This is a genomic window from Nonomuraea insulae (assembly GCF_042656245.1).
Window position 1 is genome coordinate 145,055 of the sequence record NZ_JBHSPA010000018.1, and the last position, 11,928, is coordinate 156,982.

At 71.7% G+C, this 11,928-nt stretch carries 11 protein-coding genes; 5 read left to right on the forward strand and 6 right to left on the reverse strand.

All coding sequences use genetic code 11. The features are described 5' to 3' along the window. Window positions 1-31: 31 nt before the first annotated feature. The 3 genes from ACFPZ3_RS15210 to ACFPZ3_RS15220 all read right to left on the reverse strand — a co-directional run bounded on the left by ACFPZ3_RS15210 (window position 32) and on the right by ACFPZ3_RS15220 (window position 2,973). A complete protein-coding gene (locus tag ACFPZ3_RS15210) occupies window positions 32-310 on the reverse strand; it encodes a hypothetical protein (protein WP_379514732.1) in 279 nt (92 codons plus the stop codon). Continuing rightward, window positions 307-1,374, reverse strand: a complete 1,068-nt coding sequence (locus tag ACFPZ3_RS15215) for a glycosyltransferase family 9 protein (protein WP_379514733.1) — start codon at window positions 1,372-1,374, stop codon at window positions 307-309. The genes ACFPZ3_RS15210 and ACFPZ3_RS15215 overlap by 4 nt, the downstream gene beginning before the upstream one ends. A gap of 93 nt (window positions 1,375-1,467) precedes the next feature. Further along, entirely contained in the window at window positions 1,468-2,973 is a 1,506-nt protein-coding gene (locus ACFPZ3_RS15220) for an IucA/IucC family protein (protein ID WP_379514734.1), read from the reverse strand. An 80-nt stretch (window positions 2,974-3,053) separates the two neighbouring features. Here ACFPZ3_RS15220 and ACFPZ3_RS15225 point away from each other — a divergent pair, with 80 nt between their 5' ends. The 4 genes from ACFPZ3_RS15225 (at window position 3,054) to ACFPZ3_RS15240 (ending at window position 8,304) form a co-directional block, all read left to right on the forward strand. Further along, window positions 3,054-4,550: an IucA/IucC family protein gene (locus tag ACFPZ3_RS15225; protein WP_379514735.1), complete on the forward strand. Its 1,497-nt coding sequence runs from the start codon at window positions 3,054-3,056 to the stop codon at window positions 4,548-4,550. A gap of 44 nt (window positions 4,551-4,594) precedes the next feature. Next, on the forward strand, window positions 4,595-5,359 hold the full coding sequence (locus ACFPZ3_RS15230) for an STAS domain-containing protein (protein WP_379514736.1): 765 nt from the start codon (window positions 4,595-4,597) through the stop codon (window positions 5,357-5,359). Between the two features lie 76 nt (window positions 5,360-5,435). Then, the gene (locus tag ACFPZ3_RS15235; protein WP_379514737.1) at window positions 5,436-6,419 is read left to right on the forward strand and encodes a chemotaxis protein CheB; all 984 of its coding nucleotides are present in this window, start codon (window positions 5,436-5,438) and stop codon (window positions 6,417-6,419) included. A gap of 28 nt (window positions 6,420-6,447) precedes the next feature. Continuing rightward, window positions 6,448-8,304 (forward strand): CheR family methyltransferase, encoded by a 1,857-nt coding sequence (locus ACFPZ3_RS15240; RefSeq protein ID WP_379514738.1) that lies wholly within the window; start codon window positions 6,448-6,450, stop codon window positions 8,302-8,304. Here the strand turns inward: ACFPZ3_RS15240 and ACFPZ3_RS15245 are convergent. Further along, complete coding sequence (locus ACFPZ3_RS15245; protein WP_379514739.1) at window positions 8,301-9,407, reverse strand: sialidase family protein; 1,107 nt, start codon at window positions 9,405-9,407, stop codon at window positions 8,301-8,303. The genes ACFPZ3_RS15240 and ACFPZ3_RS15245 overlap by 4 nt on opposite strands. 127 nt (window positions 9,408-9,534) lie before the next feature. Here ACFPZ3_RS15245 and ACFPZ3_RS15250 point away from each other — a divergent pair, with 127 nt between their 5' ends. Further along, entirely contained in the window at window positions 9,535-10,941 is a 1,407-nt protein-coding gene (locus tag ACFPZ3_RS15250) for a dihydrolipoyl dehydrogenase family protein (RefSeq protein ID WP_379514740.1), read from the forward strand. A 7-nt stretch (window positions 10,942-10,948) separates the two neighbouring features. On the opposite strand, the gene ACFPZ3_RS15255 is transcribed toward ACFPZ3_RS15250, so the two are convergent. Continuing rightward, window positions 10,949-11,329 (reverse strand): STAS domain-containing protein, encoded by a 381-nt coding sequence (locus ACFPZ3_RS15255; RefSeq protein WP_379514741.1) that lies wholly within the window; start codon window positions 11,327-11,329, stop codon window positions 10,949-10,951. A 58-nt stretch (window positions 11,330-11,387) separates the two neighbouring features. Continuing rightward, a complete protein-coding gene (locus tag ACFPZ3_RS15260) occupies window positions 11,388-11,915 on the reverse strand; it encodes a MarR family winged helix-turn-helix transcriptional regulator (protein WP_379514742.1) in 528 nt (175 codons plus the stop codon). Between the last annotated feature and the right edge of the window lie 13 nt (window positions 11,916-11,928).

Consider the following 11,928-nt stretch of genomic DNA (forward strand, 5'->3'; position numbering starts at 1 on the left):
GACGCCCGCGACGCCCCCCGCTATGCGACCTCTACCGCATCAGATCGGGACCCTCGTCGTCCGGCTCCTGCAGCAGCCCGATGCTGTCCTGCTCGCCCCTGCGGATGATCACGCCGTTGATGGCCTCGGTCAGCTCACGCCTGTTGTAGGCGCCCTCGGGCAGCTCGTTGAGGTGCGTCAGCAGGTCGGCGGGCACGCCCACATGTCGGGAGACCTGTGAGTACACCTCCCGCATCGCCACCCGCTCACGCCCCTCGAACACCTCGTCGATGGCCTGTCTCAGCTCGTGGATCACCGCGTGGTCAGTCATTCCGTCTTCCCCCCATGAGGTCCGGAGAGCAGGTCCTCGACCTGCTCCATCACCATGTCCGCCGACACGTCGCCCACCCATGACTCGTCGTGGGGGCAACGTTCGGCGCCCGGGTCCACGCCGCCCGCGCCGCAGCGCGGGCAGGCGGTGGTCCAGGAGATCAGCGGCCGGTGCTCGGTCCTGCTGAGCGGTCCCGCGTTGATCAGGTTGCCGCACCAGTAGACGGCGACCGTGGGCGTCCCGACGGCGGCGGCCAGGTGGCGCGGGCCCGTGTCGTTGGCGATCAGCAGGTCGCAACATTCGTACAGGGCGGCCAGCCCGCCGATGCCGAGCGCCCCCACGACGGGGATCGCGGGCCGCCGCATCGCCGCGACCACGCCCATCACCAGGTCCTTCTCCTCCCGCGTACCGGTAACGACCACGGGACGGCCGGTCAGATCGGCCACCTCGGCGAAGCGCTCCACCGGCCAGCGCCGCCGGGGGTCGGTCGCGCCCGGGTGCACGGCGACCAGCCCGGCCGGTGGTCGCCCGAGCGCGCGGGCCAGCTCCGCGCGGTCGGCGGGGGTGATCGCCACGCTCGCCTCCAGCCCGCCGTCCACCGCCCCGACCAGCGCGGCGACCTGCAGGAAGCGCAGAGTCTCGTGGTGATAGTCCGTGTACGGCACCCAGCGGTCCAGGCTCTCCGCCCCCGGCGCACGCATCCCCGCGGTCACCCTGGCGCCGATCCGGCGGATGAACGGGTTGGAGAAACGCCCGCCCCCGTGAATCTGCACGGCCAGGTCGAATTCGCGCCCCCGCAGTTCCTCGCACAACCCCTCGGGCGCGGCCCGCCCGATCGCGGTGGTGGACACGCCGGAGATCGGCGGCAGCACCACCACGTCGTCCACGGGCCCCGGCCGTCCGGTGAGGAACTCGGCGTGCCAGGCGGTGCCCAGCAACGTCAGGCGGGCGCCTGGGTAGGCCCGCTTGAGCGCCTCCAGGGCAGGCACGGCCATGAGGTAGTCGCCGAGCGCGTTGGCCCGCAACACCGCGATCCGGCGTACGCCGCCGATCAGCGCCGTCATGGCCGCTCCAGTGGAAACAGCGAGTACATAGCGCCTCGCTACCCACGGACCTGACGTCCATAACTTCCGTAATATGTGGTTTGAGCTGGTCTTTTACAGGAAGGGCCGCAGCGGATTGGGGATCGGCACCCACCGCATGGCCGCGCCGTCGGCCTCCAGCCAGCGCAGCAGCAGGTTGGCCTTGGCCGGGACGTGCGTGGCGGCCAGCAGGTCACGCACCTCCGCCGGATCGCCGTACTCCTTGCCGACGGCGGCGAACAACTCCCTGGCCCGCGCCCACAACTCGTGGCGCAGCCGGGGACGGCGCTCCGTCATGGCTCCCGCGACCTCCAGGAGGTTGTTGGTCACCAGGCAGTACACCAGCCGCTCCCACGCCCGCACACCTCCCAGCTCGGCGACGAGCTTGACGCCCTCGTGGTCACGGAACAGCGCCTGCGCGGGCAGCCCACGCCCGTCCACAGCGACCAGCACGTTCTGCAGGTGGCATTCGAGCACGACCCCATGACGCAGGAACGCGTGCAACACCGGCGGCACCACGTGCTCCAAATACCGCTCCCACCACACCAGCATCCCGTCCTCGTCCAGATCGTCCAGCGGGTTGCCGTCGAACCCCTCGCTTACCCCCGCCGCCAGCAGCGCGGTCAGCCCTGGACGCAGGTGCCGGCGCAACCCGTCGCGCACGATCACGGCCAGCGCCTCGCCCCCGTCCCCGTCCCGTTCCACGGCGCGGTAACCCCGGTCGCGCAGCACGGCGGGGCGCGGGAAGCAGTACGGCATGTCGTCGAAGGCCACGTCCACCAGCGCCGCGACGAGCGGGAGCCGGTGCAGGTCGTGCAGCCACAGGCGGCGTACGTCGTTCGTGATCCGCACGTCCAGGCTGAACTTGCAGAACAGGTCCGCCTCCGGCAGGTACACCGTGCGGATCGACGCGGTGGGCACCGCCGTGGCCTCCGTGACACCCAGCGGCGGCAGGTCGCCGAGCAATTCGACCTGCCAGGGGTGAACGGGCAGCGGGACGAGGCCGTCCGCGTCGCCGAGCCGGTCCAGCGCTCCGGTGTCCCCCCACTCCACCAGGTCCTCGGCGGGCACGCCGAGGAGCGGCAGGGCGAAGCGGGCACGGGCTTCCGGCGAGTACGGCAGCCACGCCTCCGGCCCGCCCCCGCCACGGGCCTTGGGCGCGGGATGGTAGCGGTGGCCGGCCACCAGGGCCTGCTCCGAGCGCAGGTACAGGTCGGCCGGCGGCACGGTGTCCCGCCTGGCGGCCAGCAGGGCGGCCGTGACGTCCCTGCTGTGCAGGATCTCGGCGGGCAGCACGTCGTTGGCGACCCCGGTGCCCGCACGCAGCTCGGCGGCTGTAAGCGCGACCAGCTCGGGCAGCGACAGCGGGCACCAGCCGTCCGGGGTGAGCAGGGCGGGCGCGGTGGGAAAGCGCGTGCCATCGGTACGCAGCACGTGCCCGGTCGTGGGCAGCTGGAGAACGCCGGATCCGGCCGGCCGGGCCACTTCCCGGACCAGACAGTTCAGCAGCGCCGTCACCGCGAGCGCCGATGCCTCAGGCTCCGGCCCCGGAGGCGGGAGGAGGCCGTCGGTAGATGCCATGGCGACCTACTCCTACCCTTTGTCCCCGCTGGTGCCCCACCGGGTAGCTACCAGGCATGTTCCTGGGAAAGATGGGAAATATGAGGCTTTCGGAGGCGCAGTTCGCCGAGGAGTTGGCCCTCGTGCGTCCCGACCTTTCCGCCCGGTACGCGCGAGCGCTCCCGGGCGCCCGCGCCGCCGTCCTGGCCCGCCTCTGGCGGGGGTTGTTGTACGAACCGCTCCCCGGGCTCACGACCCCCGGTCCCGCCCGGGTGCTGCTGGCCGCCGGGCGTGAGGTGACGGGGCGGGAGCGGCGGCCGTACGACCTCGGGGTCGAACCCGCGCTCTGGCTGGACGGCCGGCCCCACACGCACCCCGCCGAGCTTCTGGCCGCCCTCGACCTGCCCGGCACGGACCGGCTGGTCGAGGACCTCGACAACAGCGTGGCCTCGCTGGCGCTCTCCAGGGCCGGCGCCTCCCCCATGCCCGGCACGTCCCCGGAGGACTACGAGCAGAGCGTGGTGGACGGCCATCCCTACCACCCGGGGTGCCGCAACCGGCCGGGGGTCTCCGTGGCCGAGCAACTGGCCTACATGCCGGAGCACCGCCCCACGGTCCGCCTCGACCTGGTGGCGCTGCGCGACTACCAGGTCTGGGGCCCGTGGCCGGCCGCCCTCATGGACGGCGACCGGCTGCTGCTGCCCGTGCATCCCTGGCAGACCCGGCACGTCCTGCGCACACGTCCGTACGCCACGGGGGCCATCCCGGCGCGGCCGCTCATGTCCGTACGCACCCTCGCCCCGCTCGACGGCGGCCCGCACCTGAAGACGGCCTTCACCACGCGCATGACCTCGGGCATCAGGGACATCTCCCCCGGCTCGGTACGCGACTGCGTCCCCCTGTCCCACTTGCTCACCACCGTGGCCGCCCGCTGCGGCGGCGGGCTGCGCATCGCCCGCTACCTGGCCGGGGCCCTGGGGGAACACAGTGCCGACCTGTCGGTCATGCTCCGCGAGCCCACGCCGGGGATCCCCGTGGCGGCCGTCACCCTGGCGATGGTGCCGGACCCGGCCGCCTGGCTGGCCGCGTTCGCCCGGCTGGCCCTGCCGAACGCGCTGGGCCTGCTGGCGCTCGGCGTGGCACTGGAGGCGCACGGCCAGAACCTGCTGGTCGAGCTGGACGGGAGCGGGCTTCCACACCGGCTGGTCTACCGGGACCTGGCCGACATCAGGATCAGCCCCGCGAGGCTGGCCCGCCACGGCATCGAGGTCCCGCCGGTCAGCCCCAGGCTGCTCACCGACGACCCGGAGGCGCTGCGCGCCAAGCTCTTCGGCTCGCTGGTCGGCACCACGTTCGGCAGTCTGATCGGTCTGTTCGGGCAGGGCGACAGGACCCTGGAGGCCGGGCTCTGGGGGGTCGTGGCCGCCGCCGCACACCGGGCGTCCCAGTCGCTGCCCGACCGCGAGGCCCTCTTCGGGGAGCGGATCCCGGTCAAGGCCCACCTGCTCGCCCGGCTGGCGGACGCGCCCCCCGGCGACAGCTGGACGAGCCTGCCCAACCCCCTTGATGGCGAAGCGTCTGGTCCTTTCGGCGGCTGAGAGGGAAGATGGCCTGGAGTCGAACCTGCCGATGCGATGGCCAGATGGAGGGGCTCACGATGATGCAACTGTCGGTACGGCTCGTTCCGGTCAGCGACGCCACACTGGTGATCGCGCTGACGGGAGAGCTGGACTCGACGACGCGGCCCGTGTTGTCCGCGTTCCTCGATCCCCTGCCGGCCTCGCCGGTGAAGTACGTGCTCGTCGCCGCGGGCGACCTCTGGTTCTGTGACCTGACCGGCCTCGAACAACTCTCGATCACCCACAGGGCCCTGCAGGCCAAGGACGGCCACCTGGCCGTGGCCGAGGCCCAACCGCCGCTGCGCCGCCTCATCTCGCTGATGAGCGAGCAGGCCAAGGCGGCGCTCCCGGTGTTCGACAGCATGGCCGAGGCCCTGGCGGACACCGGGATGGAGGAGTATCAGACGCCGGCTTCCCGTGCGTCGAGGCGCCGTCATCTGCCGCGTATGCGTCCCATACCCCGCGACCCGCCCGTCGTCCGCGACCGGATCAAGCCGCGGCCCCAGCCGTCACCTGGCAAACCCGCGACAGAACGGCGCGTGGCTCCAGACACCGGCTCGGTGCCGTCGATCATCCACCAGTCGCGCGCGCTCCGTGAGCAGGTCGCCCGCCAGAACGAGACACTGGCCCGGCGGCTCGCCACCACGGCCAGGGCCCGCAGCGTGCTGCTCACGGTCCGCCAGCGCTGCGACGACAACCTGAGAGCCATGCGCGAGAGCCTTTCCGACGCACGCGCGGTCGTGGGGCTCGACGGCGCGCACCCGGCAGGACCGCACCTTCCTTCCTGAAAAGGCACTTTCAAGTATGGAAACCCCATTCCCGGACAGGGGTGAAGGTATGGGGACGGCAGCTCATGGTGTGGTCGTGGTCGCCGCATCGGCAGGCGGCGTCGAGGCGTTGCGCGGCCTGCTGAGGGAACTGCCACCGGATCTGCCCGCGGCGGTGCTCGTGGTCCTGCACATGCCGCCGCAGGGCAGCAGCGTGCTGGCCAACATCCTGGACCGGGCCGGGCCGCTCAAGGCCGCTCCCGCCGAGGACAAGGAGAGGGTGCGCCCAGGCCGCGTCTACGTCGCCCGCCCCGACTTCCACCTGCTCCTGAGCGACGGCAGGACGCGCCTGTCACGGGGCCCGCAGCACAACGGGCACCGTCCGGCCGCCGATCCGCTGTTCATGAGCGCGGCACTGGACGCCGGGTCGCGGGCCACGGGCGTGGTGCTGAGCGGCACGCTGGACGACGGGGCCAAGGGCTGCGAGGCGATCAGCAGGCATGGGGGCGCGGTCGCCGTACAGGATCTCCAGGAGTGTGCCTTTCCCGGCATGCCCAGCGCCGCCGTGGCGGCGGTGCCGGGTGCGCCGGCGCTGCGCGTGCGCGAGCTGGCCGGGTGGATCGTGCGGCGGAGCCGTGCTCCTGTGGGCACGGAGGGCCAGGCGTACGACAGCGAGATGCGGCGGGAGATCGACCAGTTCCTACGGGAGGAGCCTTCGCTCGGCGTGCCCGACGGAGAGCTGATCGCCTTCAGCTGCCCGCAGTGCGACGGTCCCATCTACGAGCAGAAGGGCGCCACCACCAGCCGCTACCTCTGCAAGGTCGGCCACGCCTGGTCGCGGGAAAGCATGATGAGCGCCCAGTCGGACGCCGTCGAGCGCGCCCTGTGGGTGGCGATGCAGCGGCTGGAGGAGCGGCTGGGGGTGCTCGAACGGATGCACCGCGCCGCCGAGGACCGGGGCCAGCAGCTCTCGATGCGGTATTTCAGCGAGGAGGCGGAACGCACCCGCGAAGCTCTGAACACCATTCGCATGCTGCAATCCGGTATCGGCCGCAACGGTGACACGCTGCTGCGGGGTTGAGCACCCGGGCCGAGCGTAGGCTTCCGTTGTGACGACTGAGGATGAGCGTGAGTTCGACGACCTCCTCCTTCTCCTCAAGGAGACACGCGGGTTCGACTTCACGGGATACAAGCGCAACACCCTCGTCCGGCGGATCGCCCGCCGGCTCGAAGCGTTGAAGCTGCACGACTACAGCGAATATCGGGATCTGCTGGAGTTGGAGCCGGAGGAGTTCACGAGGCTCTTCGACAGCTTGCTGATCAACGTCACGAGCTTCTTCAGGGACGCGGCCGCGTGGCAGCGGCTTCGCGAGATCGTGATCCCCGCCCTGCTCGACCAGAAGTCGGCCGGCCAGCCCATCCGGGTGTGGAGCGCGGGCTGCGCGACCGGCGAGGAGGCCTACACCGTCGCCATGGTGCTGGCCGAGGAGCTCGGCATGGACGGGTTCCGCGACCGGGTCAAGATCTACGGCACTGACCTCGACGAGAAGGCGCTGCACGTGGCCAGGACGGGCGTCTACGACGACAGGACGCTCGCCGACGTGCCGATCGACCTGCGCGAGACCTACTTCGAGCCGGTGGACAACGGCTACACCTTCCGCCGCGACCTGCGCCGCCAGCTCATCTTCGGCCGCAACGACCTCACCCACGACGCGCCCATCTCCCGCGTGGACCTCCTGCTGGCCCGCAACACGCTGATGTACTTCAACACGGAGATGCAGCTCAACATCGTCCAGCGCTTCCACTTCGCCCTGTCCGACCCCGGCTTCCTGTTCCTCGGGAAGGCGGAGATGTTGCTCAACCACAGCGACAAGTTCGAGCCGGTGGACCTGCGGATGCGCCTGTTCAGGAAGATCCGCCCGGCCAACCACGGCAACCGGGCGTCCTGGTCCGGCGTCGGCGTCGCCGCCGACCTGGCCTCCCGCCTGCCCACGCTGGCCTCCGTGGCGCTGGCCTCCGGCCCCGTGGCCCAGATCGTCGTGGACGTCTCGGGCAACCTGGCCCTGGTCAACTCCAAGGCCGAAGCGCTGTTCAACCTCAACCCGCGCGACGTCGGCCGTCCCTTCCAGGATCTGGAGGTCTCCTATCGTCCCGCGGAGCTGCGCTCGGTCATCGAGCAGGCCCGCCAGGACCTGCGCCCGGTCGATCTGCGGGAGGTGACCTGGCACCGCGTCGGCACGCCGGAGGCCGGCGTCTTCGACATCTCCGTCGTCCCCCTGCTCGGTGCCGGCACCCTCGTCGGGATGGCCATCCACTTCAACGACGTCACCCGCTACCGCAAGCTCAGGGACGAGCTGGAGCAGGCCAACCAGCAGTTGGAGCAGGCCTACGAGGAGCTCCAGTCGCTCAACGAGGAGCTGGAGACCACCAACGAAGAGCTCCAGTCCACCAACGAAGAGCTGGAGACCACCAACGAAGAGCTCCAGTCCACCAACGAGGAACTGGAGACGATGAACGAGGAGCTCCAGTCAACCAACGACGAGCTGCAGCACATCAACGACGCCCTGACCACCCGCACGGTCGAGCTCGACGAGGTCAACCGGTTCGTCTCCTCGGTGGTGCGCAGCCTCGGGGACGCGGTGGTGGTGCTGGACGAAGGGCTGCGGGTGGTCGTGTGGAGTCCGGGGGCCGAGGAGTTGTGGGGGGTCCGCGCGGACGAGGCCGTAGGTGAGCCGCTCGCCGGTCTCGACATCGGCCTGCCCCTCGACCAGCTCACGCCGCGCCTGCTCGCCGCGCTGGTCAATGGGGCGGATCCGGTGGAGGAGGTGGAGGGGCTGGTGCTCGACGCGGTCAACCGGCGCGGACGGCCGTCGCCGCTGACGGTACATCTGTCCCATCTACGCACGGAAGACGACACCGTCCACGGCCTGATCATGGTCATGAACATCCTCGATCAGGACCCCTAGGGAGCGGCGGTCAGCTCGGCGACCGGGATATGGCGGAAGGCGATGCTCTCGTACGGGCCGAAGTTCCCGGTCTCGAACAGCAGGCCCACCGTGTCGGGATCCACGCGCACGAGGTCGGAGTAGGCCGCGGGCAGCCCCGACACCGTGTGCGCCACCCGCCAGGTGACGCCGAGGTCGTCGCTGGCGCGCACCGTCATCATGGCCCGCGCGTCGGGGGCGGCCGGGCCGGAGAACAGCAGCACGCCCGGCGGCTCGCACCACGCCACGCTGCCCTCCACCACCGGCCCGGCCAGTCCCGCCTGCGGACGGAAGGGCAGCTCCAGCGTCTGGCCGCCGTCGGCGGAGTAGGCGTCGGCCCTGGTGCCCGGGGCGGTGGAGTCGGTGCGGGCGTTGAGGTAGAGGCGTCCGCCGGGCAGTTCGGTGGCGGTGGTCTCGTTCACGTTGACGTACCCGTCGGGATTGTCGTCGACGTACCCGATGCGCCAGGTCTGGCCGCCGTCGTCGCTCAGCAGGGAGTGGCCGCCGTTGTACGGGCCCTCCGTCCCGTTGTCCTGCCCGCCGGGCGGCAGCGAGTGGTTGGCGGGCACCACGACGCGCCCGGCGTTCTGGCCCTGCCGCAACACCAGCGCGTGCCCCGGCGCGGTCGCGTACCACCGCCACTCGGGCCGCTTCACGCTCTGGGTGATCTCGCGCGGCGCCGGCCACGTCACCCCGTCGTCCTCGCTGATCTGGACGAACACCCGCCGCCCGTCGGCCGCCGCCACCTGACCGCGCCGGATCTTCTCCTCGGTCGCCGACGGCCCCTGCCGCACGAAGACCAGCACGATCCTGCCGTCGTCCAGCACCGCCGGGGCGGGGTTGCCCGCGGTGCCCCGGCGCGGCTCGGTGGCCACCACCTGCAGCCCGCCCCACGTCCTGCCCCCGTCCACCGAGCGCCTGAGCACCAGGTCGATGTGGCCGGAGTCGCCGGCCGACCCGCGCCGCCCCTCCGCGAACGCCAGCACCGTGCCCGCCCCGCTCACCACGGCCGCCGGGATCCGATACGTGTGGTAGCCGTCCGTCTGCTGCCGATACGGCACCGACGTCGGGTAACGATCCGCCATGCGGCCACGCTAGAGCTCCTGGGTTAACGGATCTCAACGGCAGGACGTACACGGGGCCAGCGGCAGGCCCGTGGCACCGGCGTGAAAGCATTTCTCCTGTAGCCCAGCGAACGTTGTGGAGGCACAGATGGCTGACGAGTTCGACGTCATCGTGATCGGCGCCGGTCCGGCCGGCGAGAACGTCGTGGACCGGGCCGTGCGGGGCGGTCTCACCGCGGCCATCGTCGAGGAGCGGCTGGCCGGGGGCGAGTGCTCCTACTGGGCGTGCGTGCCGAGCAAGGCGCTGCTGCGGCCGATCGACCTGGCGGGCGAGGTGGGGCGGGTGCCCGGGCTCTCGCTCGGGCCGATCGACACGGCGGCGGTGCTGGCCAGGCGCGACGAGGCCGTCTCCAACTACGACGACGCCGGCCAGGTCCGCTGGCTCGAAAGCGTCCCCGCCGAGCTCGTACGCGGCCGCGGCCGCCTCGACGGCCCCAAGCGCGTCCGCGTCACCGCGGAGGACGGCGCCGAGCGCGTCCTGACCGCCCGGCAGGCCGTCGTGCTGGCCACGGGTAGCACCGCCGTCGTGCCGCCCGTGCCGGGAATGGCCGAGGCGGCCCCGTGGACCAGCCACGAGGTGACCGCGACGAGCACGATCCCCGAGCGGCTGGCGGTGATCGGCGGCGGCGTGGTCGCCTGCGAGATGGCCCAGGCCATGCACGGGCTCGGCGCCAGGCAGACCACCGTCCTGGTACGCGGCGGCAGCCTGCTGAACCGCATGGAACCCTTCGCCGGGGAGCTGCTCGCCGAGTCGTTCGCCGACGCCGGCATCGACGTGCGCACCCACACCGACATCGCCAGGGTCGAGCGCCCCGAGCCCGGCGGGAAGGTGACCGTGCACCTGGCCGAGGGCCCGCCGCTGGAGGCCGACGAACTGCTGGTCGCCACCGGCCGCCGGGTCGCGACCGGCAACCTGGGGCTGGACACGGTGGGCCTGCCGGACGACGCCCCCGTCGAGGTGGACGACAGCATGCGGGCCACGGGGATCGCCGACGGCTGGCTGTACGCCGTGGGCGACGTCAACGGCCGGGTGCTCCTGACGCACATGGGCAAGTACCAGGCCAGGATCTGCGGCGACGTGATCGCGGCGCGGGCGCGCGGCGACGAGCTGCCCGCGATGCGCGACCTCGCCGGCGGCTACGGGGCGCCCCAGGTGGTCTTCACCGACCCGCAGATCTGCGCCGTGGGCCGTACCGAGGAGGCGGCTCGCCGGGCCGGCATCCGGGTGCGCGCGGTGGACTACGACATGGGGTCCGTCACCGGGGCCTACCTGCAGGGCGACGGTTACCGGGGCAGGGCCAGGGCCGTGGTGGACGAGGACAGGAAGGTGCTGGTCGGCATCACGTTCGCGGCGCCGGGCGCGGCCGAGCTGCTGCACGCCGCCACGATCGCGGTGACGGCCGAGGTGCCGCTCGACCGGCTCTGGCACGCGGTCCCGTCGTTCCCGACGGTGAGCGAGGTGTGGCTGCGGCTGCTGGAGGCGTACGGGATGTGAGGCGGCGTCAGTCGGGGGCCGGCGAGGCGTGTTCCTCCAGCTGCACCATCAGCTCCGCCACCGTCTCCTCGACGCCGTCGCGCAGCTCGACGTGCGAGAGCAGGTCCGTCAGCCGCAGCGCCGACAGCAGGTGGTCGGAGGGCCGCACCAGGATGATCCGGCCGTCGCCGCCCTCCTCCTCCATCCGCTGCATCGCCATCGCCAGCACCCCGATGACCGACGAGTCGTAGAAGTCCAGGTCGGCCAGGTCGAGCACGAGGACGGGTCCGACGGTCCAGCCCCACACGGCGTTGATGCGCGCGCTGAACCGGACCCGGCCGGCGTGGTCGAGCACGCCGATGGCGCGGATAACCGTGCAGGGGAGGTGCCGGGTCGTCTCGATGCGCAATCCGCTCCTGGACACATCATTCAAACTGCCCGCTGAGAGGCTTTATCACGGTCAATCGTCATTTTTCCCCGCCCCATTGGGCCCCGTCGTTCCCGCGGTCACCAAGGGGACCGTCGGCCAGCTTGCGCATGAGGGCGGCGAGATTCCGCATGTCGTCGGTGGTGAGCGGGGAGATCAGGCGGGCGAGGTTCGCGGCGTGTTCCGTCATGGTGTCGTCGATGATCCGCAGGCCCTCCTCGGTGAGCCTGACGCGGAAACTGCGCCGGTCGGCGGGGTCGAGGCTGCGCTCGACCAGCCCGGCGCTCTCCAGCCGGTCGAGCCGGTTGGTCATGCCGGCGCGCGACATCATCAGCACCGCCGACAGCTCGGAGGGGATCAGCGTGTACGGCGGCCCCGCCCGGCGCAGCGCGGCCAGCACGTCGAACTCGCCCTGCCGCAGCCCGCGCTTGGTGAAGACCCGGTCCACCTGCGGTGTCATCAGCCGGGTGATCTGGGCGAGGCGGCCGAAGACGTCCATGGCCGACAGGTCGAGGTCGGGGCGCTCGCGCCGCCACTGCTCCAGGATCGCGTCGATAGCGTCGGCCATGACCGCATCTTAT